The sequence below is a fragment of the Anaerococcus prevotii DSM 20548 genome, from assembly GCF_000024105.1.
GTDB classification, from domain to species: domain Bacteria; phylum Bacillota; class Clostridia; order Tissierellales; family Peptoniphilaceae; genus Anaerococcus; species Anaerococcus prevotii.
This window is the reverse complement of record NC_013171.1, coordinates 594567-617222: the sequence shown is the minus strand read 5'-3', so window position 1 is coordinate 617222 and position 22656 is coordinate 594567. Positions and strand designations below refer to the sequence as shown.

General features: G+C 35.9%; 16 protein-coding genes and 1 other annotated feature. Of the genes, 1 reads left to right on the top strand and 15 read right to left on the bottom strand.

Features of this window, described 5'->3' with window-relative positions; all coding sequences use genetic code 11:
- Window positions 1–95 precede the first annotated feature (95 nt).
- From ccsA (APRE_RS09895) to APRE_RS02770, 8 genes are all read right to left on the bottom strand, one after another.
- The gene (gene ccsA / locus APRE_RS09895) at window positions 96–362 is read right to left on the bottom strand and encodes a cytochrome c biogenesis protein CcsA (protein ID WP_257005692.1); all 267 of its coding nucleotides are present in this window, start codon (window positions 360–362) and stop codon (window positions 96–98) included.
- Window positions 363–429: 67 nt separating this feature from the next.
- Window positions 430–888 carry a cytochrome c biogenesis protein CcsA gene (ccsA, locus tag APRE_RS09890; protein WP_257005691.1) on the bottom strand — a complete coding sequence of 153 codons (459 nt, stop codon included), beginning with the start codon at window positions 886–888 and terminating at the stop codon, window positions 430–432.
- Window positions 885–2174 carry a cytochrome c biogenesis protein ResB gene (gene resB / locus APRE_RS02795; protein WP_015777488.1) on the bottom strand — a complete coding sequence of 430 codons (1290 nt, stop codon included), beginning with the start codon at window positions 2172–2174 and terminating at the stop codon, window positions 885–887. Before resB ends, ccsA (APRE_RS09890) begins: the two co-directional genes overlap by 4 nt.
- Window positions 2175–2232: 58 nt before the next feature.
- Window positions 2233–3438: an ammonia-forming cytochrome c nitrite reductase subunit c552 gene (locus APRE_RS02790; protein WP_015777487.1), complete on the bottom strand. Its 1206-nt coding sequence runs from the start codon at window positions 3436–3438 to the stop codon at window positions 2233–2235.
- A 121-nt stretch (window positions 3439–3559) separates the two neighbouring features.
- Window positions 3560–4303, bottom strand: a complete 744-nt coding sequence (locus APRE_RS02785; protein WP_015777486.1) for an ABC transporter ATP-binding protein — start codon at window positions 4301–4303, stop codon at window positions 3560–3562.
- Window positions 4303–5331: an ABC transporter permease gene (locus tag APRE_RS02780; protein WP_015777485.1), complete on the bottom strand. Its 1029-nt coding sequence runs from the start codon at window positions 5329–5331 to the stop codon at window positions 4303–4305. The genes APRE_RS02785 and APRE_RS02780 overlap by 1 nt, the downstream gene beginning before the upstream one ends.
- Window positions 5332–5343: 12 nt before the next feature.
- Window positions 5344–6417 carry an ABC transporter substrate-binding protein gene (locus APRE_RS02775; RefSeq protein WP_015777484.1) on the bottom strand — a complete coding sequence of 358 codons (1074 nt, stop codon included), beginning with the start codon at window positions 6415–6417 and terminating at the stop codon, window positions 5344–5346.
- A gap of 9 nt (window positions 6418–6426) precedes the next feature.
- Window positions 6427–6642 carry a hypothetical protein gene (locus APRE_RS02770; RefSeq protein WP_015777483.1) on the bottom strand — a complete coding sequence of 72 codons (216 nt, stop codon included), beginning with the start codon at window positions 6640–6642 and terminating at the stop codon, window positions 6427–6429.
- Between the two features lie 59 nt (window positions 6643–6701).
- Window positions 6702–6912, bottom strand: a binding site (T-box leader).
- 90 nt (window positions 6913–7002) lie between these two features.
- On the opposite strand from APRE_RS02770, the gene APRE_RS02765 reads away from it, so the two are divergent.
- Window positions 7003–9168 carry a metallophosphoesterase family protein gene (locus APRE_RS02765; RefSeq protein ID WP_015777482.1) on the top strand — a complete coding sequence of 722 codons (2166 nt, stop codon included), beginning with the start codon at window positions 7003–7005 and terminating at the stop codon, window positions 9166–9168.
- A gap of 63 nt (window positions 9169–9231) precedes the next feature.
- On the opposite strand, the gene APRE_RS02760 is transcribed toward APRE_RS02765, so the two are convergent.
- From APRE_RS02760 to APRE_RS02730, 7 genes are all read right to left on the bottom strand, one after another.
- Window positions 9232–12597, bottom strand: coding sequence for a UvrD-helicase domain-containing protein (locus tag APRE_RS02760; RefSeq protein WP_015777481.1), 3366 nt, complete (start codon window positions 12595–12597; stop codon window positions 9232–9234).
- Window positions 12590–15955 carry a PD-(D/E)XK nuclease family protein gene (locus tag APRE_RS02755; protein WP_015777480.1) on the bottom strand — a complete coding sequence of 1122 codons (3366 nt, stop codon included), beginning with the start codon at window positions 15953–15955 and terminating at the stop codon, window positions 12590–12592. The genes APRE_RS02760 and APRE_RS02755 overlap by 8 nt, the downstream gene beginning before the upstream one ends.
- Window positions 15952–18987 carry an AAA family ATPase gene (locus tag APRE_RS02750; RefSeq protein WP_015777479.1) on the bottom strand — a complete coding sequence of 1012 codons (3036 nt, stop codon included), beginning with the start codon at window positions 18985–18987 and terminating at the stop codon, window positions 15952–15954. Before APRE_RS02750 ends, APRE_RS02755 begins: the two co-directional genes overlap by 4 nt.
- Entirely contained in the window at window positions 18969–20084 is a 1116-nt protein-coding gene (locus APRE_RS02745; protein ID WP_015777478.1) for an exonuclease SbcCD subunit D, read from the bottom strand. The genes APRE_RS02750 and APRE_RS02745 overlap by 19 nt, the downstream gene beginning before the upstream one ends.
- Window positions 20081–20803: a YaaA family protein gene (locus APRE_RS02740; RefSeq protein WP_015777477.1), complete on the bottom strand. Its 723-nt coding sequence runs from the start codon at window positions 20801–20803 to the stop codon at window positions 20081–20083. The genes APRE_RS02745 and APRE_RS02740 overlap by 4 nt, the downstream gene beginning before the upstream one ends.
- 329 nt (window positions 20804–21132) lie before the next feature.
- Complete coding sequence (locus APRE_RS02735) at window positions 21133–21942, bottom strand: metal ABC transporter permease (RefSeq protein WP_015777476.1); 810 nt, start codon at window positions 21940–21942, stop codon at window positions 21133–21135.
- Window positions 21935–22600, bottom strand: coding sequence for a metal ABC transporter ATP-binding protein (locus tag APRE_RS02730; protein WP_015777475.1), 666 nt, complete (start codon window positions 22598–22600; stop codon window positions 21935–21937). The genes APRE_RS02735 and APRE_RS02730 overlap by 8 nt, the downstream gene beginning before the upstream one ends.
- Window positions 22601–22656 lie beyond the last annotated feature (56 nt).

The window sequence follows — 22656 nt, the reverse complement described above, 5'->3', positions numbered from 1 at the left end:
TAATAAATTAAGCTATAAGTATTTTACTCCATCTTTCTTTTTACTCAATCATACAAGTTTTGATTGATAAATAAAAAGAGCCTCGAAGGCTCTAATTATGCATAGGAATGTAGGGATGGGAGGAGGGTATTTACTCCGATGTAGGTAAATATTACTGATATAAATCCTACAATCGAAAATATAGCTGCTCTTTTTCCACTCCATCCTCTAGATTTTCTAAGGTGAAGATATATTGCATATATTATCCAAGTCACAAGAGACCAAGTTTCCTTTGGATCCCAAGCCCAGTACCTGCCCCAAGCGGATTCAGCCCAAATTGATCCTGTAATCATAACTAGGGTAAGAAATAAGGTCCAAAACATCCTTGTCAGGCAGGCTCATAGCTGAAGATCCTCCCCCATTAACTTTATCTCTTAATAAATACATAACCTATACACCACATGCTACCGCAAAAGCTCCGTAGGAAATTATGGCAAGGGAAACGTGAACTGCTAGCCACTTACTATCTAAAGCTGGCATTAGAGGCCTAACTGACTTATCCCTCATAGCCGCATAGCCTATTATCAAAAATAGAATTGGACTTACGAAAGTCCCCATGGCAAGAAGATTAAATTTCCTTTCGAATATTAAGTAACAAAGCGCAATTCCCCAGGCGAATGCTGTAGCAAACTCATATTGGTTTGACAGAGGAATTCTTCCTGCATTAATTCCCCTCACAAATAGGGCTAGGGTGTGGGATATGAAGGCTATTAAAAATATATTCTTAGCAATCTTTCCCAATTTCTCAATTTTATTTACAAATAATAGTATGAATAAAACCATGGACACCAAATATCCAAATAGTCCTATATAAAATAAGATGTTTTCTAATCTCAATAAATCCATCATCTAAGCTCCATTTCTTCTAGTATTTTTTCTATTTTTCTTTCAAAAATCTTGTCGTTTTTTGCTTGTTTGACAAACAATCTCTTCCTACCATTTTCCTCTATTACAATCATCTCTTTAGGATTCATATAAAAGGCCAAGAATAAGCCAACAAGAAGGATTGCTCCACCGACAAGGGCAAATGAAGTTCCAGGATCATCCGCAACTTGAAGGAGGGTAAACATCTTAGGATTTTCCAGGACAAAAGTGTACTCTTCCCATTCGATAGGATCTCCCACATGATTAAGTCCCATGTCAACCCTTTCTCCATCATAAAAAAGTGCGTATAGGGCAACGGGATGTTTCAAGAAAGGAGATTTTGTCTTTGGCTTGGTTGGATTAGCAGAATCGAAATCTGGATAGAAGTCTACTAATTGGAGGGCGATTTTCTTATCGTCTTCTACAAAAACCTCAGAATTATAGAGAATTTTCTCCTTATAGGACTTCTTATCTTTAAATAAAAGTGCATCCACAGCCCATCCGGTTGAGTTCTGATATACGCTAAATTTATCAAATCTTAAGGGATGGTTGACCATGGATGTGCCCTCTTTTACGCTTTTACCATCCTTATCAAGGATCGTCATCTCTGTAATATATTGCTCCACCGTAAAATCTTCTCTAAATAATACATTATAATTGTCAATTTTTATCTGATAGTCAGAATTTTCAAGTTCTAAGGTCTCTCCAGGGACTCCATATACATATTCGTCAAAGCCTAGATATCTACCGCAGCCAAAGGAGAGTATTATTATAATTATTGATAGGTGGGTAAGCCAGGAACCTAAATGACCAATCTTGTTGGAAAATTTGTAGCGTATTTTCTTTCCATCTATTTCTTCTTCCTTAAATGTTCCAAAGCCCAAGTCCTTAAATAATTTCTCATCATTACTTTCACTCTTAATTTCAATAAATTTATCCAAGTTTTTAATTTTCTTACTAATATCTGGATCTTTAAAGGATGCCTTTATAATTGGTCTTGCCCTATTAATTGAGCACAAGAATAGGTTTACTAGTAAAAGTCCTGTGAGAAATATATACCATTTAGAAAAGAATAAATTATCAAAGTTAAAGGCTAGGATCACTTCAGCCATCAGCGGAGAATAGCCTTGCCTATAGAAAGTCGGATCATTTCCTTGAGGTATAACAGTTCCTATTAATGAGACTAGGGCTATTACAATCAAAAGAATAATTCCAAATTTCATAGTATAAAAAGACTTAAATATTCTCTTTATTATATTATCATTTTTCATAAATCTCCTTTTAAAACAAAAGGACTCATAAGGAGTTTTCTCCCTGAGTCCTTATATTTTATTTGTACTTATCTAAAATTTCCATACCTTCATCGATTAGAGCTTCAGCTTCATCTAAGTTTTTGTGAGCACTTGTAGAATTGTGGAATCCTTCTCCATTTTCTACAAAGACAAAATCCCATTTAAACTGTGCTTTCCTATGGATATCTTGAAGTTTTGCCTTATCCTCATCTGATAAGTCTCCCTTTTCGATATGAAGGGCTAGTTCATCGATATATACTTTTAGTTTATCACTAACCTCATTTGTCCTATCATAAACTTCGCCTTGAACTTCTTCTACCCAAGCTATTAGCTCATCTGAAGTCTTTCCAGCGTGACAAGATAGGCAGGTATTTTCTAGAGTCTCTTTGTTTTTGAGTGGACTTGTCCAGTGGTGGGACTTAACCATCTTTCCATCTTCGCCTTCAACTTCTGGCATGTGACAGTCTATACAAGTAAGGCCTGCTTGTTGGTGAACTGATCCGTGGAAGGTCTCAAACTCTGGGTGTTGAGCCTTAAGCATAGGCGCTTTGGTCTGAGGATGTTCCCAATCCTTAAATTCAATTTCGTCATAATACTTTAACATATCGTCTGTTTCTAGACCGTATTTGGTTGGCATTATAACTTCTTTGGTTTCAGGATCTTGGTAGTATTCAACGTGACATTGGGCACAAGTTATGGTTTCAAGATCAGCATTAGTTGGGATCTCTCCCTTCTCTATTGCCTTTTGGGTATGGCTTCTTGTAACTTGTAGACTTGGCACATCATTCATATGGCAATCATAGCAAGATATGGTTGACATATCTGGATTATTTTCTACAAATTCATCAAAATCCATAACATTTACATCCACTCCACCTTTTTCTAAGGCCACTACAAAATCAGCACTCTTACAAGCCAAGCAACTTGCACCAGCCTTTGGCCTTTTAGTATTGAGTACATCTTCTAGAGCGTATGTATGTCCTCTTGCCCTGTCGTATTGCTTGCTAAAGCCATAACCATCATAGAATTCTTTAAGGTTAGGATATTCTTCTAGATAGTCTACTTGGACAGAACCACCATATTTAGTTTCACTCATATCGGCATTGGCCTGGTATGTAGCGTATACATCTGGATACTTCTCCTTCCAATCATCTGCAGTCTTAATCTCACTATCATTAGAGCATGATGAAAGTAAAAATACAAATGTAATAGCAGATAGAAGGCTTAATATTTTCTTTTTCATAGGACCTCCTTTTCTTATTTTCTACTATCATTATATAATATATATATAAATATTTGTAAACGATTTATCAAAATGTTTTTATACATTAGAAAACTCCCAGAAAATATTCTGAGAGTCGATTCTAATCAATATTTAATTCTTCCATTATTTCATTTCTGTAAGCGGTAAATTCCTTACTTGTCCTCGATCTTGGGTAAGGGAGGTCGATGTCTACTATTTTCTTAATTCTTCCAGGATTTGCCTGCATAACTAGGACTTTTGTTGACATGTAGATTGCTTCGTCCACATCGTGGGTTACCATTATGTTTAGGTTTTCTTCTTCTTTCCATAAGTCAAGGATTAAATCTTGCATATTCATTCTAGTAAAAGCATCAAGGGCTCCCAGTGGCTCATCTAAAAGCATTACCTCTGGTTTGTTGATTAGAGTTCTTATAAGAGATACCCTTTGGGCCATTCCTCCTGAAAGGGCTTGCGGATAGACATCCTTAAACTCCTCGAGGCCCACCTTCTTTAGAAGTTTCTCTACCATCTTATCATCAGTTTTCTTAGCTAGATCTCCTGAAAAGGATACATTTTCCTTAACTGTTAGCCAAGGAAATAATGTTGGCTTTTGAAACACCATGCCCCTGTTGCTTCTTGGCTCGGTGATTTTTTCTCCATCTAGGGTAATTTCGCCAAAGCTTGGTCCAATAAGACCTGCTATAAGTCTTAGCATTGTACTTTTACCGCAGCCGGAAGGACCAACTATGGATACGAATTCTTTCTCTTTGGCCTTAAAGCTAACATCTGATATGGCATGAGTTAAGCCATTTTTGTCAGCTCTTGTAAATAATTTGCCTACATTATCAAAAACTAATTCTGTCATTATATTGCCCCCTCATTCTTCCAAACGAGCACCCTATCGCTTAGCTTTTTAATTAAGATATTAACTATAACGAAGGTTACAGCTAGTAGGATTATAGCTCCATACATAGCAGTGTAGTCTGCCCATGAACTCTTCCATGTTATATACCAACCAAGACCTGACTCAACTCCCATCATCTCCGCAACGATTAGGGCGTTACAAGCTGCACTCATCGCAGATACTAGACCTTGGAAGATATTTGGCATCGCAGATGGTATTGCTATTCTTCTTACCATGTCCTTGTTAGTCGCTCCTAAGGTCCTTGCTGCCTCATAAAAGGCAGGGTCAACATTTCTAATTCCTGTAATAGTTGCAAGAGTAACTTGAAACCAAACTCCCAAGGCTATGATAAATACAGCCCCTTGGAATAAATTAATAGCAAGAACCATAACTAGTGGAAGCCAAGTTGTTGTAGGAATTGGTCCAAGAAGTTTTAGAATTGGATCAATCCAGTAGTTAACCTTCTCGAAGTAACCCGCAAGAATTCCTGTAATTATTCCCAAGAGTCCTCCTATAATATAACCAGTAAAGAGAAGTTTAAGGGATGATATTACTGATTCTAGGAGATAGGACTTATCAGCTGCCATTGAATTAAATACCTTATCTAACCATGGGAAATATGGCAATTGTAATATATTAAATTTCAATGTCAATAGGTCAAATACAATAAATATAAGGAAAATCGCCGTATATAAAGGCCAATATTTATTCAAGGTATCTCTAATCTTTTCAAACTTTAATGATATTAGAAGGGAAAGTAGGTAAATTCCTCCTAGAATCATTAGAAAAGTTGGATATAACCTTGTAATTCCTATATTTGGATCATAATTTTTAACATATATAAATTCTAGAATGGCTAAGACTGCAAAGACTAGAGGAATGAAAAGCCCAATAATAGAAGGCTTTTCATCACCACTTTCTAGTTTTTCTAAGTCTTTTGCAGTTAGCTTTTCTTTTAAATTTTCATTAAGAAATTTGCTATCTTGCATGAAATCTCCTTCTTATTCAACTACTTCGACTTCTCCATTTCCTAGTGGTATCCAGTATTCTTTGATATAGTCATCTGTAGATTTGCTATCATCAATTAGACCTAATTTCTTATAATCATCAAAGTAAGCCCTGATTGTTTCAAGTCCATCTTCGTTATCTAGGCTGTAATCATAAGTTTTAAGTAGTTCTGTAGCAACTTTAGAATCTCCAGCAGCTAGGTTATTATCTTGAAGTTTCTTTAAAGCATCCTCTGGATTATCAGCTACGTAGTGACTTCCCCTTGCGATTTGCTCTGCAACAAGTTCAGCAATCATTGGGTTTTGCTCGACGAAATCTCTGTTAAATGCTGTTACACAGCATACTTCGTCCTTGAAATCTTCATCTGTTGTAAGAGATCTTATAGGCCTAATTTTGCCTGCTTGTAAGAATTCTTGGGCAAATTGGTCATCAAGTACTGCTCCTTTTATCTCCCCACTTTCCAAAGCTTGGATTACTGCAGAAGGATCTACAGGTTTAACGCTAATCTTGTCTGAATCTATTCCATCGTGAGATAGGAATCTTAAAAGAGTGTTATGTCCACTGTTACCTATACCATTTGTTACAGCAACAGCTTCATTTTCCAAGTCTTTGGTTTCTTTATATGAACTTTCATCTAGAACATAAAGTGACTTACAACCTGAGTGGTTGGATGTTGAGAAGACATAGTTAAGTCCCTTAGTTGCTGGAACTAATAGTCCACCAAACTCTCCTGTCATTGCATCAATTTGGCCAGTTCCTAAAGCGTCTTTACCTTGTTTTGTATTTACAAATTCTACATCAAGACCCTTTTCCTTGTAGTATCCTTCTATTTCTGCTATATTTTGGCCTGCTATACAAAGATCTCCATCAAAACCAATCCTAATTTTACTTCCGTACCTTGGCTCATCTTTTATACTGTGTTCTTTATCTAAAAGATTTTCTCCCTGCATGTTTTCTTGGCTAGTTTCTATCTTTGAATCTATTTTTTCGTCTTCCCCATTTTTCACACAAGCTGTTAAGCTCATTGAAGCTATTAGTAAAGCAGCTAATAATTTCTTATTTTTCATAATATCTCCTTATTTACAACATGAATCATAATCTACATTTTCTATATTAAAGTCAGGATCATTAAAGTCTATAATCTCTTCCTCTTGGAAATTTCCTTCTATCTTTTGATCTGTGATTTCTTCTTTCACTAAATTTGTTTCTCTGTCTACTTCTCCCTTGGAAGTAGAATAGGCAGTAAGAAAAAATAGTGAAGAAGCTAGGATTATTTTCTTAGATAAATTCATATTCTCCTTCTATCCATATTCCTTTTCTATATTTATAGCATATAAAAAGCCCGTCCCTAAAAAAGGACGAGCTTAGCCGTGATTCCACCTAAATTCATTTCTATAAAAATAGAAATCTCATTTGCGATATAACACTCGCACTGTTATGGCCTGAAAATTCAGCCATAAGACTCAAAGATGCACTTCCATATAGTAACTTTCAACCTTCTCAGCTAACGGTTTTCTCTGTAAAAATTTACTTATATGTACTTTTCTTATCAAGGTCATATATACTACTGTTTTAGTATACTTTGTATTTTTATAATTTTCAAACTTGATTTTCATTAGTGTAATTTAAGCCATTCTAAGTATAATAGAAGTATGAAAGAGATTAATAAAGACAGAGAAAAAAACATTATAGAAAATTTTGATATATCTATTATATCCGACCCCCATGTCCTAGCGAGTGAGCTAATGGGACCTAGCGAAAGTTTCATCAAGGAGCTTAAGGTAGAAAGAAAGCTTGTCGTAGAAAGCGAGGGACTTTTTAGGCGTGCTCTAGAAATTGTAGATAGGGCGGGTAGTAACTACCTAATCCTACCAGGAGACTTGGTCAAAGAAGGAGAGTATAAGTCTCATAAACTAGTCGCAGGTTATTTAAGACATTGGAAGGATAAAGATCCTAGGAGGAAAATCTTCCTCACACCTGGTAACCACGACATCAACTGCCACAGAGCCTATGACTTCTCTAAGGATCAGAAGACTAAAAATGTTAGTCCGAGAGAATTTGAAGAAATATACGATTTTATCTATGAGGATGATTCCATATTAGAATTTTATAGGGATAGTCAAATTTTTAAGAATTATTTAGATTTTGTCAACAAAAAATATAACAGAGATGTAGAATACTCCTACTATGCCCATGGATATTTTTCCTATGTGGCAAGGATTAAAAAAGACTATATAGACGATAATGGCTTAAGCTTAATCATGCTAGATACTTCGATTTACTCAGCTGATAGGGAAGAAAAAAATAGAGATGGAAGGGAGAATATTCCTGGATCTATTACAAAAGAAGAGATTAAATGGATGCTAGAAAAAATTGAAGAAGCTAAGAAGAGAAAGGATATGGTAATTGTCGTAGCCCACCATGCCCTCCTTCCAAACTTCAGAAATCAAGAACTTGCCTTTTCTCCTTTTATCATAAAAGAATGGAGGGATAAGTTTAAAGACGAGGATCCTAGGATTGATTGTAAGACCCCAATAGAAATACTTGCAGATAGCGGGGTTAAGTTTGTCTTTACAGGCCACCTTCACGAAAATGGAACAGCCAAATACACAAGCGAGATAGGTAATACAATCTATGATATCCAAACAGGATCGACCATAACCTACCCCCTTCCTAGTAGGCATATAAAAATAAATAACAAGACCTCGACAGATCACGGCTTTGAAGTTTTTGTTACAACAGAGCTTATAGATGATTTCTCCTTCACTGACTATAATGGCGAGGAAGAAATAGTAAAAGATGCAATCCTTCACACCATGACTAACCAGCTTAGCCTTAAAGAGGTAATCCACAACTATATTAGGATCCAAGCCAACAATCCGCTTTTTGATAAGATAGATTTCAAAAAAGTTCTTATAGATAATCTAAGGGCTAAAACTGGCCTGGATATTCCCTATACTGGTTATATGAATAAGATAGTTTTTCCAAACATTGCTGACCGTTTTCCAATCTATAGCAAGTATGTAGGAAGAATTGTTATAAGTAACTTAAACTACGAATACGAGTTTAGGATCAAGGCCTTGATGAATACACTTTTTATAAAAGCAAGTAATATCGAAGAAGCAATCGATATAATCATAGGCCAGGCTGAAAAAATCCTAACTCCTCACTTTGTGATAACCGCCATGGATAAGGTCTCATCTAAGATTTTTTCCATGCCAATCGATGATGAGGGTCATACTTTCTATGACTTTTGTAATTATATCTACCAATACAGGTCAACTAGCGATGAAGACCGTCCTTCCTATGTGACTAAAATGATTGATAATATAAACGATCCTGACTACGATATTATAAATATAGTGCTTGATTATGCGGCAGATGAGATAAATGAGGTCTTTGATACAGTTACTGGGGCCATAATCCTTAAAAGAAATGGATCTAAGAAGGAGTTTTTCGAAAGACTCATCCAAACCAAGGGTTTTCCTGTAAACTTCGCCTACAAGTATCTCATAAGAAGAGTCGATAGCCTAAGAGATCTCTTAGATTTCTTTTCAAGATTTATCACTAAAAAGTCTTCCATTACCGGGGTAGACCTTGCAAAGACGATCGCCCACTCTAGAGCTGTAAGGAGAGCTAAGATGAATATATCGGATAAGTTCTTCGGCCAAAAGTCCCTCCGTGTCTTTATCCTAGCCCTCATAGGAGAAATGAACGAGGAGATGACTACAATCTATCAAAACGCTGACCTAAACGAAATCGACCACTACTTTAACTATATCGAATACGACGATACAAAAATAATCACAGAAGAATAAATAAATGAAAACGACGAAGAAGGAATTAGATAAGCTTTATTCTCGTCGTTTTTTACTTTGTTCTTATTCGATTTTTGTAAATTCCTTAAAGTTATACCAGTAGATTAGAGACGTCTCAACCTTTTTTCCTAGAGATTTTTCTATAGCCTGTCTATAAATTTGGATTTGTTTCTTATATAAGTTTTCTCGCTTAGTTCTATCCGTCTTAAAATCGATTAAGATTACCTTGTCATCTATCTCAAATATCAAATCTATCTGCCCATTGACATAATAGTCCTCGTAGGTCATAAGGAAGGACTCCTCTTTTCTGATATTTGTCGCCTTTTGGGATATATCTTTGATAAAAGGATCTTCGAAAAAGCCTAGGATTTTATCTAAGTCTACTAGGTCCAAGCTATCTTCCTCAATCCTTTTTTCCCTAATAAGTCTATCGATTTCTTCCTTAAGGCTTACTTTATCATAGTCCTTGAAGTCTAGGGCTTGGAAGATTCTATGGATCATAGTTCCCTTATCGGTAGCCTTGTAGGATTTTTCTTCTCTTATGAAATTTGCCTTCCTAAAATCTCCTGCTAGCTCGTTTTCCTCATAGTTAGGAAGCCTATAGCCGTCAAGGGAAGGATCAAAGTCCTTACTTATTTCTGTAACAGATCTTTTGATAGATTCCCTAGTTTGGTCCTCATAAGGATATGGACTATCGAAAATTTGCTTGAGTTTATTATAAATTTCTTGATTTACATCTTCACTTTTAAGAAAGTCTGTAATATCCTTAGACTCAAACTTATCAATAGGGTCACTTTCTTCTATTACTTCAAGGGAAGCTAGACCATCTAGGGCATTGGTCTCATATTCTTCAAATAATTCTTCTGAGACCTTATCTCTTGACAGAATTGAAAGAATCCAATCCATATAGGTAGACATATTGAGAAAGTCAATTCGTCCCTTTAATCTTCCTACTGTCTTAAGATTTCTCTCGCCAGTGATAAAAAGCATCTCTTCTGCCCTAGTCATGGCTACATAAAGGATTCGCATCTCCTCTTTCTTATTTTCCTTAGTTATTTTATCATTGATAAGATTTTTCCTAAGGGATGAGAATCTCAACTTGTTTTCATAATCAGAAAGATTGATCCCAATTCCCAAATCATCATCAAATACAATCGGCTCACGCAAGTGCTTGTTGTTAAATCTCTTGCCACAGTCTGCAAGGATTACTACTGGAAATTCCAAACCTTTGGACTTGTGGATAGTCATTATCCTAACTAAATCTTCCGCCTCAGAAAGCTCTCTTGTTGTTTGGATATTGTCCGATTGATTTATAGAAAGTGAATCTACAAATTCCAAGAAGCCAAATAGCCCATTGTCATTGGTCCTATCATACTCATCCATGATATCTATAAAGCTTTCGACATTGTTTATCCTATCACTTGCCCTATCTCTCGCTAGCAAGTATTCATAAAATCCTGTCTTCTCAAAGACATAGTTGGCAAATTCGTAAAGTGAAAGGAGGTTTTTGACATAAGTTAAGTCAGCAAAGATCGTCTTAAAGTCATTGATTTTCTCAACTATTTCTTCATCCTTGTCATATTCATCAAAGGCCTTAGTAAAGGAATAAGAATCAGAGCTTAATCTAATTTCAACCAAATCATCTTCATCAAAATCAAAAATTTCAGATCTTAAAAGAGATAAAAGAGTTAGGTCATCTTTTGGATTGGCAAGATATTTTAAGAGATTGATGAAAAATGTAACCTCAACAGCCCTAAAGGATACCTTGCTTATATCGTTAAAGAATGGAATCTCCGCCTTCTTGAAGGCTTCTTCGTAGACATAGGACTTTCCTCCACTTCTTAAGAGAATTGCTATGTCACGATAATCGTAGCCCATAGCCCTTATCTCTTCAATAAGTTTTGCCAGATAATCTTCCTCACGGATTTTACTATCTATGACCTTTATATTGGCCCTTTCGTAGGCACTTTGTTCATTCTTATTAAAGTTAAGTCTGTGGCCTCCATCCCTATAGTCGATGTCGCTTTCTTCCTTGGTCATTAGCCTATCGAAGATAAAGTTATCGAAGTCTAGGACGTCCTTTTGAGATCTAAAGTTCTTGTTAAGGTCAATCCTAACTGACTTATCATCTTTGTCGTAAGCTTCTAATTTTTCTAGGAAAAGTTTTGGCTCAGCCCTCCTAAAGCCATAGATGGACTGCTTGACATCTCCTACAAAAAACAGATTATCTTCTCCCTTAAGCTTTTCTATAATGTAGTTTTGGATTTCGTTTGAGTCTTGATATTCGTCAAAGAATATATATTTGTAAGTCTCCCTAAGCTTATTTCTAGCTTCTTCTATGTCGATCAGGTCGATAAACTTATGCTCCATATCAGAAAAGTCGAGATAGGCCTTCTCTTCTTTAAGCCTTCGATAGACTTTCATGAAGTCCTTGACCAAGACATTAATTTCAGAAAGAAGGTCCTCTTCCTTCTTGGCAAAAAGCTCCATGGTTAGGCTATCTGTATTGGTTACAAACTTGGCCACATTTTTGATATCTTCCTTGTAGAGATCTCTCGTATCCTTAATAAAGCTATAATCTTCCTCAACATCCTTCTTGGATTTAGATATCCTTCCAAATTTAATTTTACCAATCTTTCTTATAAACTTATCCCAATCCTTATCAAGTAAGATAGTAAGATCATTAATTTGAGAGAAGTCATCGAAGATTAGCTCTTGGTGCTTATCACGCATGCCTTGGCCCATGGTAAAGTCGTAGTTGGTCCTAGCTAAGTCTAGGATTTGATCCATTTCGCTTCTTACAGTTTCCTTAAACTTATCAAGCTTAAAGCCTTCCGAAGTCGCCTGATCTAGCCAAGCAATTGGCCTTACTTCAGCCATAATTTTCTCGTAAGTCTTTAGGATAATATCTTTTGCCCCACTATCTGACTTATTAGTAGCAAAGTTGTGGAGGAAGTTTTCAAAGGCAGGGTCCATCTGCTCATATCTTTTGTCAAAGACCTCATCAATGGCATTTGACTTTAGGATTGTCGCCGTATTTTCACTTATTACCTTAAAGTTTGGAGATAAGTCATCGAAGTAATAGAAGTTTTCTCTTAGCATATCCGCACAGAAGGAGTGGAGGGTTTTGATTTGGGCATGCTTTAGGTTTTTGAGTTGGTCTTTGATAAACTTAAGATCACTTCCCTTTTTCTTTAACTCTTCTTCAAGGGCAGTCCTTATCCTATCTTTCATCTCGACAGAGGCCTTGTTGGTAAAGGTAACTATAATAAAACTTCCTATATCCTTCCTATCTTCTATAAGAAGGCGGATAATCCTCGTTACGAGAACGCTGGTCTTACCAGATCCTGCCGCAGCTGAAACTATTATATTTTTTCCTCTAGTTTCTATAGCAGCCTTTTGGTCTTTACTAAATTCCATCTTAGTCATCTTCACCTCCCAAATCCTCTATTGTCTTATCCTTATCAAAATTCCTGTAACGAAGCTGGTCGATAGTTTCATCGAACTTACATATTCCCTTAAAGTCGCAATACTGGCACTCATTCCTATTTGAATCGTAGGCCAAGGGCTTAAGGCTGATATCTCCTTCTTTGATATTTTTGATAAATTCTCCCACTAAACTTTTGGCAAATTGCTCAAGCTTAACCACTTCCTCAGGGCTAAGCACGTCCGAATTCTTATAATCAAGGATGGTAGATTCCTTCGGACTTTCAGCATTTTTATCTATTATCTTAAAGATTTCTTCGTTAATCTTAACTATAAGGCCATTTATCCTAAACTTATCATTCATTGCATTTTCTACGGTCTCGGGAGAATATCCCTCGCTATTTACTGACTCCATCTCATCGTATAGGGGCATGTAGAAGGATCCTACAGGGATCATAAGGTCCTTCTCGTTTTCTGTAGCCGACATCATATAAACTAAGAGCTGGAGGTCTAGGCCGTTTAGGAGATTTATAATCTTGAAGGTCTTATTTCCTGTCTTGTAGTCGATAATTCTTACGAAATTGCCAGCCTTATCAATCCTATCGATCCTTCCCCTCAGATAATTTTTATCGTCAACATAAACTTTTGGCAGATTGTCTTCATTTTCGTAGCCAAAATCTTTTTCTACAGCATAGATTTTGAAATCCCCACTTTTTACCTGGTCGATTAACTTTTCTGAATTTCTCTTGGCAGAATTTAGGACATTGTTTAGGATAAATTTATTCCTAGGATTTTCTCTTCTGGTCTTGTCGAGATTTCTAAGGGTCGCTTCCTTGAAGTTTTCTATCAGTATATCCTCTAGATCACTTGCCTTAAGCTCTTCTATGTTTTTTTCTGATAAGTTTCTTGAAATATCCTCAAAGAGCTTGTGGACAATATTTCCCACTTCCATATGGTCTACTTCATAGCTTTCGTCGATATTTGGCCTTAGGCCGTAGTTTACGAAATACTTGTAAGGGCACCTAGAATAGCTTTCGATCTCGCTTACATTAAAGTGGTTTTTCTTATATAAAGAACCTGCCAAGTCTTCTCTAAGATTTTTCTTATCATTAGTAAAGTTTAGGCCCTTTTCTATTAACTCATATGAGTCATTTTCCTTAAGATATTTGATAAAGGCCCTAGCAATTTCCCTATCATTTTCATCTACATTCTCATTTCTCATCATCTGTCTGATACTTCTTAGAGCTCTTACTTCCATAGTCTTGTAGGAAAATTTCTCTATGGAAAGACCCAAGTCATTGCCATAAACCATCCCGTAAGTCTTCCCTTCCCTATCAGAGAAGATATTCATAATAGAATTTAGGATGATTGATTTATTGATCGCTTCACTTTTCCTATTGGCAAGGGAATACGATAAGAAGAGCTTATCTGATATGGTAATTAGCTTATAGAAGACAAGCTTCTCACGCTCTTCGAAGTCCTCGTCGAAAACCTTTAGGTCAAGGTCAAGGGCCCTTAGCTTATCCTTTTCTCCCTTGCCTACAATGAGGTCTTCCCTATTAGTTGAAGGAAAGAAAACATCATTGAGTCCTAGGATAAAGTTTACTCCCCTATCGGCAATCCTCGCTCTGGCAAAACTTGTTATCTCTATATGGTCCTTACTAGGTGGGATAATTCCTACATTGATGTCCTTACATGTAGCTTCAATCAAGGAATAAACCTTCCTAAGGCTCGAACTCCTTTCTCCCATAAGATCAACGATCTCTTCAAGTATTTCTACAAACTTATCCCAGACCTGGTCGTTTTCCTTGTATTCATCAAGCCTTCCACTTTCCTTTAAGATTTTCTGGAAGCTAGCGATTCCCCTTCTTATGTCTTTATCATCTATAATATTAAAGATTCCTATACAAAGATCCCTGGTCTTTTCTTCTTTTAGCTCTAAAAGAGGATTAAGAAGATCCAAAATCCTATCTCTTAGCTCATTTATAACTTGGTATTCGTAAGTCTTTGCCCCTAGTTTCTCTTCTCTTTTGGGATCATTCTCGCACAGATTTTTGTAGAAGTCTTCATCATAGACAAAATATTTGTCCTCAAGAAACATCTTGCCCTTAATCTTCCTGTTTTTGATATAATTTTCAAGAATTATGGTCTTTTCCTCAAAGTTTACTGAGAAACTAAAAAGACCAGACCTTAGAAAATAGCTTAAGTCTTGACTGTTAAAATTATAAATCACAAGTCTTAAAATAGCCAAAAACGTCTTTACTATGTGATTGTCTATAAGCTTCCTATCAGAATCCATAAAAATCGGCAAGTCATATCTATTGAAGACTTTTATTATTTCATTTTTATATTCGTCTTCACTAGAAATATAAATAGCAAGGTCCTTGTATCGGTAGCCCTTTTCTTTTACTAGATAATTTATAATTCTTGCAGTATTTTCAACCTCTGTCTTAGTAGATGGATTTTCAAGGAAACGTATATTATTAGGACTTCCTCCAAATTTCAAAGGATTAAATCTCTCGAAGTTTCTAGCAAGATGGCCTATATCTTCTTTCGCAAGGCTCGTATTATCAAGGACTGTATCGTGAGTCCTAGTTATTTCATTCAACTTTCTATAGAGCTTATCAGTAGAGTCGAAAAACTCCAAGTCTGAAAAAATATTACTATTAATATATTCTGTATCGAGATTTAGGCTAAAGAAAACTTCATTTCCCCTATTTATAAGCCCTTCTACAAAGGAAAGCTTAAGTTCTGATAGGCTATCGAACTTATCAAAGTAAAATACTGTATCAGCTAGAAAGTCACAGTGAGGAAGTCTTTCTATAATATAAGATAGGCTATCCTCAGAGTCTATGAATTTTCCTGAAATTTCCTTCTCGTAGGCATCGTAGATCATCTTCACTTCTTTAAATTTAATCCTCGTAATAGGATCATCACTCTCTTCGATTTTCTTAAAGAAATCTTCATCAAAGTTATTGTCCTTGATAGATGAGATTAAAGAAGAAATATTGTTCACAAACTCTATATTGAAATATTTGTTTTGAAATAAACTAAGCTTATCATTCATATCTTGGAGGATATTGGAAATTAGGATGATTTTCCCATTTTTTGTAAGAAATTTCTCATTTGCCTGACCGATTTTTTCCCCGATATAGCTTTTAAGAGAGGAGAAACTCAATACCTTGGCATCCATTACCGCCTCAAAGGAAATATTTTTAAGAAAATTAATATCGGTTTGGAGGGTATATTGCTCTGGCACTATCAAAAGCGCCTTCTTGCCATTTTTTAAATCTTCTTCGATTTTCTTGTAAATATAAGTAGACATCTCCTTAGGATATCTTGAAATAATTGTCTCTATCATGCTTCCACCTCCACTTTTGATCCCTCGCTTGGCTCATAGAAAACCAAAATCTTCGCATCGATTGCTTCTTTTAATTCGTCCACATGAGAAATAAGGCCTATAAATTTATCCTCATATGCGAGTTTTTCTATAGCTGAAACTGCATTTTCCAGATAATCCTTGGACAGGCTTCCAAAGCCTTCATCTATAAAGAGGGTATCGATCCTTACTCCCCCATTTTCCATACTAATCTCGTCAGATAAGCCGAGGGCTAGGGAAAGACTTGCTAGGAAGCTCTCACCCCCAGAAAGAGTAGATACCGGACGCATCTTTCCAGTATTGGCATCGAGGATTTCTATATCAAGACCCGTCTTTGATCTTTGATCTGTCGTATCGGACTTTCTTACCATGGAGAATTGATTGTCTGTCATAGCGAGAAGCCTCATATTCGCAAGCTTTAAGACCTTATCGAAATAATAGGTTAGGACGAAGGTCTCAAAGTCGATTTTCTCCCTGCCCTTTACCTTGCCAAAAGACCCATCCGCCACCTTGGAAAGTCTCGCAAGAGATTCATTTTCTTTCATATTCATCTCATAATCTTTCCTCAAAAGCTTAAGCCTAGCTATTACTTTAGAGAAATTATCAAGTCTAGTGTGGATCTCTGATTTTTGATTCCTTATTATGTCTCTCTCATCTTCCTTTGACTTAATTTTCCCTCTTAATTTATCGAGGTCCCTTACTTCCATATCCTTGTATGAAGCAAAGTTCTCCTCGCTTATCATAAGTTTTTCCAAATTATTGAAAAATTCTTCCATTCCTTCTTTTTTACCAGCTAATCCAGAATAATTTTCTAGAGCTTCCTTGTAAGAAGCGATATTATCAAAGTTTTCTTCTAGCTTTTTATCAAATTCTTCCTTGTACTTGTCTCTTCTTAGGTCAAGGTCTTTTATATTTTCCTTGATATTTTCTATCTTTGTTTGAATTTCCTTGATCTTAAGCTCTGCATTTTGATACTTCCTGTTAACTTCAGTAATATCCTTATCCAAGTCTAATATTTCTTTCTCTAGGATTTTTTTCTCATCTACTAGACTTTCTTTGGATAAGTCTTTCATCTTATCCTTTTGGCTTAGGTAAGCTATCTCAATTTCTTTATTATCTTGAGCATCCCTTTTTAGCCCATCTTCTTTTTTCTTTTTTACTTCTAGGTCGTGGTAGATTTTATCGAGTTTTTTCTTAAAATCTATCTTATCTTGGCTTTTTTTCTTGTAATTTTCTCTCAAGGCTTCTATATTTTTCTCAATTTCATCTTTTCTCTTGTAGTTTTCTGTAAGGATTTTCTCAAGCTCGTTTATATTTTTATCAGAAACTATCTCTTTTCTTATTTTTTCGACTTGATCTTGTCGAAGCTTGATAGCTTCCTTACTACTTATTAGACTCTTTCTTAAATTATCAAGGTCGTAGTCTTCTATTGGGTGCTTTCCTATTGCCTCATCATGCTTACTTCCACAAACTGGGCAGATTCCCTCTTCGTTTGTCCTATCGATAAGCTTGTTGATTATAAGTAAATCTTCATTCTCCTTGGCCTTTAGCTCAGAGGATTCAAGCTTATCCTTTTCTTTGGTTAAGGATAGGAGACTTTCTTCGTAGCTTTTTATCTCCCTTAGCATTTTTAAGTCTTCCTCTTCTTTTCTGATATTTTCCATAAGATTTGATAGATTCTTACTCTCAGACCTTCCCTTTTCAGTTATTTCTCCCAAAAGTTCGTTATTTAGATCAAATAGCTCTCGCTCTTTTGCCAAATCTTTTTCTAGACTTTCTATTTCCTTTTGAGTTTGATCTAATAGCTTTGTCCTTTCTTCTATTGATTTGTAGGCTATTTCAGCTTCCTTAAACTTCTCCAAGGAAAGGATAGTATTTTCTATTTCTTCTGCTTTTCTTTTTAGCTTATCAAGCTTTAATCTATCCTCGGCAAGCTTTTCGTACTTTCCCCTTACTTCTTCTTTTGTTTTAAGAGCAGTTTTCTCATCTTTTTTCAAAATTTCGAGATTAGACTTGTTTTTATCGATATCTGTAAGGGTGCCTTGGTAGTTTTTCTCAAAGATAGAAATATTATTTGCAAGCTCTGATTTTCTTATTAAATCTCTTAGCTTTTTGTATTCGCTTTCTTTTTCTCTTTCCGCCCTCAGTTTTTTTTCTATTTCCTGGTATTTTTCTATATTTGTATTATCTAATTCAGCCTTTTGAAGATCTCTTAGGTCAGATTTTATAGCCTTATCAATATTCTGTTCACTTTCCTTAAGGAGGTCAGACTTATTTTCATATACTAATTTTCTCTCTTCGATGACCTTCTCCATTTCTGGAAAATCGTGGGTTATAATAGAGTCTCTATCTATTAGTCCGGATATTTCTTCATTATAGGAGAGGATATTTTCGAGGTCATTATCTATGTATTCCATCTTTTGGATACTATCTTTAGCCATTTCCTTAATTTTATCTTGGAAGTTCTTGTATTCATATGTCTTAAATATATCTCCCAAAAGCTTGGCCTTGTCGGTGGATTTGGCAGATAGAAACTCCTGGAATTTTCCCTGGGCAAGGAGCATTACCTTGGAGAATTGCTTGTCATCGAGACCTATAATATTTTTAATCATCTCATCTGTCTCGGTTTTCTTCTCGCTTAGAAGAGTCACACCATCTGTAATATCGTATAGACTTACTGCATTTCCTATATTTTGACCGATTTTAGTCTTTTTTGCGACCTGTCTTGGGATTCTTTCTATCCTATAGGTCCTCTCTCCTACCTCAAAGTCGAGAGATACGTAGGTGTAGGGATCTTCTTCTGATAAAAAGTCGCACCTTAATCTATCAGCGGATATGTCTCTTGCTACCTTTCCGTATAAGGCGAAATTTATTGCATCAAAAATACTGGTCTTGCCTGATCCGGTCGCCCCAGATATTAGAAATATTTTTTTCTCGAAAAGAGTAGTAAAGTCTATATCTATCTCTTCCTTGTAGGTTATAAAACCTCTCATTTTTAGTCTTCTTGGTCGCATAAGCCTATCCTTTGTATAAGTTGGGTGTCTTTTTGTTTAAGGTCTTCATCCATCTTGAAGTGATAAAATTCTGCAAAAAGCTCTAGCAAATTCTTGTCATCTATGTCCACATCGTAACTATCTTCCCTCTCAAATACAGCCTTGTTGGCGTAAGTGATTGAGACAGCCCTAGGGAATTTCTCCTTTAACCTTGCCATGGCATTTTCGTGAATATAGGAATCTTCTAGGATAAATTTTATATAATCCTCTGACTTTTCTTCCTTTAAGATTTCTTCAAACATTCCCCTTTTTGTAACAAAGTCCCTCAAGAAGGGGATTTCGATTTTTCTTATTTCTGCCTTATCTTTAAGGTCAACTAGGCTTACAGTTTTTGTAAGATTTTCCTCATCGAAGGAATATTTCATAAAGGTCCCTGAATATCTGATCTTAGGGTCTAAGACGTAGTGAGCCCTATGAAGATGGCCCAGGGCTACATAGTCGAAGCCTTCAAATAAACTTGCATCCATGGCGTCAGTTCCTCCGATAGTAAGAGGCTTTTGACCTTCGTCATAGACTTCTTTGTCAAATGAACTCATATTTGAAGCGTAGCAATGAGTAATAAGCACATTCCTATCCCTATAGTCAATAGCTTCTAGGGCATATTTATAGACATCGGTGAAATTATCTATTGATGAATCAAAGATTGTTTTCGCCTTATTTATGGAAATAAAGGGAATGAGATAGAAGTTAACTTTCCCAAAATCATCCTCAAAGCTAATAGGATCTTTGTCATATTCGCTTACTAGATAATAATTATTGGACCTGTAGAATCTCTTGTTGATATCAAGTCTCTTAGATGAATCGTGATTGCCAGAAACAGCTAGGACCTTCTTTCCTAAATCAAAAACTATCTCTTCGATAAAGTTAGAATAAAGATCCATGGCCTCCGCACTTGGAATAATAGTATCGAAGATATCTCCTGCAATCATCACTATATCGACATCTTCTTCTTTTATAATTTTGATAATCTCAGCTAGAGCAAAGCCTTGCTCTTCGATTAGGAAATACGAACCGATATTTTTTCCTAGATGTAGGTCTGATAGGTGGAGGAGTCTCACGACTTTCTCCTTACAAATACGAAATTATCCCCAGTAGACAAATAAGGATCGAAGATGTATCCGTCGATTTCAATCTTCTTGATCTCTTCTGGATCTTCTATCTTATTGCTAATAATCTCCTTGAGGAACTTCCCCCTCATCTGTTTAGTCCAAGCGACAATTGACCTGACCTTGCCATTTTTCTCATCCTTAAAATCTATAGTAATAAATTGGTCTTCTTCCTTAAGATATGGCCTGATAGTTTTAGAATATTCCTTGCTAGCAAGATTAATCACAAGCTCACCATCCCTGAAGACTTCCTTGTAGATATCATCCTTCCAAAAATCATAGAGATCGATCATCTTGTTATCAAAATAGAGTCTATAATCCCTGATGCCTGAATATGGCTTAAGGGCTCCATAGAGGGCTGAGATTATATAGACATGCTCATTTAAGTAGTCTGGATCTATAAAGTCCTCCTCGGAAAATTGTTTAAAAACCAAGCCATCATAGGAAAAAAGAGCGGGATTATCTAAATGATTAAAGTCAAATTCCTTATAATCAAAATAAGCCTTCTCGGTTAGCTCATCATTGGTCTGGTTGAGATTGCCTATTTCATTTAAGCTAAGCTTTTGAATCCTTTCTACAAGATCTCGAGTTTTTTCTTCAAATAAAATATCATCTGTCTTTCTATTGTCAAAATGTTTAAATCTTTTTGCTGGTGATATAATAATTTTCATAATACCTTCCTTATATATACACTATACTATAAAGTCCCTCCCCTTTTACATGTCATAAATTCTCACGAAAAAAGCAGGCCGTAGCCTGCCCAGATGGTAGACAAAGTATCTTAATTAAAAAATTATTCTATCTCAAAGTTACCCTTATCTCGACTAAGAGAGTGAAACGAACGCATGGAGAGATCTCGTTAGATTTCTCCACTCACTCCGTTCGGTCGAAATAAGGGGGATTTTGATTTTGTCTACAGTCTAAGCAAGACTATGCCTGCGTGTATTTATATCATTAAATTTTAAATTTTTTTTATAACTAATAACTTTTGACCTTCATCTTATTTCTTAACCATAATCTTTTTTCTAATAAGACTAAGAAGAGAAACTATTATCAAAAATCCTATGGCTATGAGGACTATAGCCCCGCCTGGTTTTACTCCCTTATAGAAACTTAGGCTTATACCTGAAATCATAAATAGGAGGGATAGGATTATTGAAAGGATATAGGATGACTTGTAGGATTTGCTAACAAGTAGGGATGTCGCAACCGGTATTACCATAAGGGAGGTTATCATCAAGGCACCTACCGTCTTTGCGGAAATCGCTACTGTTATAGCAGTAATCAAGGTAAAGAAGGAATCCACAAGGTCAGTCCTTACTCCAGAAAGCCTACTCATCATTGGATTTATGGAATTATATAGGAGGGCATTATAAAAATAGAGGGAAACTACAAGTACCACTACAAATATAATTCCAATAAGAATAAGGTCATCCTTTCCTACAGTCGTAATTGAACCGAACATGAAGGATTCAAAACTAGTTCCCCCGGGAGTGAAGTCTGAAAGAACAGCCGCAAGACCAATTCCTGCACTCATCACTATAGCTGTCGCCATATCTCCATATTGGTCGAACCTTCTTCTAATAATCTCAATAGCAAAACTTGCGAGTACACATATTATTAAAGAAGTCCACAAGGGATTGACCCCAAAGATCAAACCGATAGCCACACCAGAAAGGGAGGAATGGCTTAGGGCATCGCCTATCATAGAGGTCCTTCTGTTTATCATCACCACGCCAATCATGGGAATAATTATGGCAAGCATAGCTCCTGCAAGGAGGGCTCTTAACATAAAATCATACTTAAGCATTAATTAGCCTCCCTTCCTTAAGAACTACTGTCCTTGTTACAAATTCCTTAATAAGATCCATCTCATGGCTTATAATTAGGATACTTATCCCATGATCTTGGTTTAAATGAAGCAAGAGCTTTAGGAAATCTTCCTTATGCCTTGCGTCAATTCCTACAGTTGGCTCATCTAAGATTAATATTTCTGGTGTCGAAACAAGGGCTCTTGCAATCATGACTCTTTGTTGCTGACCCCCAGAAAGCTTATTGAAGGGTCTATCCATCAAGTCTTCAATAGACAGGGATTCGAAGATATTTTCTGTCTTAAGCCTTACCTTCCTTGTAGCCATATTTAAGAAATTAAACTCCTTATAAAGTCCCAGACTTACATATTCCTTGCAAGTGACTGGAAAGGCAATCTTTGCCGAGTCATTTACCTGTGGGACGTAGCCGATCTTCTCGAATTCATCGAACTCTTCTATAGGCTTACCCAAGATATTAATCACTCCAGCATCTTTCTTCAAAGCCTTTAGGATTAGCTTGATTAGAGTCGACTTTCCTGAACCATTCTCTCCGCTTATAGCAAGGAAGTCACCCTTATCGAGCTCTAGGTTGATATCATTTAGTATTAAATTTTCTTCATATCCAAACTTTAAGTTTTTAATTTCTAGTAATTTCATATACTTAATTATACCCCTAGGCTCTTTATTTTTTATAGTCTTTGTAAAATCTTTTT

Excerpts from the sequence above, each read along its gene's own strand:
- ccsA (WP_257005692.1), bottom strand. The coding sequence starts at position 362 with ATGTTTTGGACCTTATTTCTTACCCTAGTTATGATTACAGGATCAATT.
- ccsA (WP_257005691.1), bottom strand. The coding sequence starts at position 888 with ATGATGGATTTATTGAGATTAGAAAACATCTTATTTTATATAGGACTA.
- resB (WP_015777488.1), bottom strand. The coding sequence starts at position 2,174 with ATGAAAAATGATAATATAATAAAGAGAATATTTAAGTCTTTTTATACT.
- APRE_RS02790 (WP_015777487.1), bottom strand. The coding sequence starts at position 3,438 with ATGAAAAAGAAAATATTAAGCCTTCTATCTGCTATTACATTTGTATTT.
- APRE_RS02785 (WP_015777486.1), bottom strand. The coding sequence starts at position 4,303 with ATGACAGAATTAGTTTTTGATAATGTAGGCAAATTATTTACAAGAGCT.
- APRE_RS02780 (WP_015777485.1), bottom strand. The coding sequence starts at position 5,331 with ATGCAAGATAGCAAATTTCTTAATGAAAATTTAAAAGAAAAGCTAACT.
- APRE_RS02775 (WP_015777484.1), bottom strand. The coding sequence starts at position 6,417 with ATGAAAAATAAGAAATTATTAGCTGCTTTACTAATAGCTTCAATGAGC.
- APRE_RS02770 (WP_015777483.1), bottom strand. The coding sequence starts at position 6,642 with ATGAATTTATCTAAGAAAATAATCCTAGCTTCTTCACTATTTTTTCTT.
- APRE_RS02765 (WP_015777482.1), top strand. The coding sequence starts at position 7,003 with ATGAAAGAGATTAATAAAGACAGAGAAAAAAACATTATAGAAAATTTT.
- APRE_RS02760 (WP_015777481.1), bottom strand. The coding sequence starts at position 12,597 with ATGACTAAGATGGAATTTAGTAAAGACCAAAAGGCTGCTATAGAAACT.
- APRE_RS02755 (WP_015777480.1), bottom strand. The coding sequence starts at position 15,955 with ATGATAGAGACAATTATTTCAAGATATCCTAAGGAGATGTCTACTTAT.
- APRE_RS02750 (WP_015777479.1), bottom strand. The coding sequence starts at position 18,987 with ATGCGACCAAGAAGACTAAAAATGAGAGGTTTTATAACCTACAAGGAA.
- APRE_RS02740 (WP_015777477.1), bottom strand. The coding sequence starts at position 20,803 with ATGAAAATTATTATATCACCAGCAAAAAGATTTAAACATTTTGACAAT.
- APRE_RS02735 (WP_015777476.1), bottom strand. The coding sequence starts at position 21,942 with ATGCTTAAGTATGATTTTATGTTAAGAGCCCTCCTTGCAGGAGCTATG.
- APRE_RS02730 (WP_015777475.1), bottom strand. The coding sequence starts at position 22,600 with ATGAAATTACTAGAAATTAAAAACTTAAAGTTTGGATATGAAGAAAAT.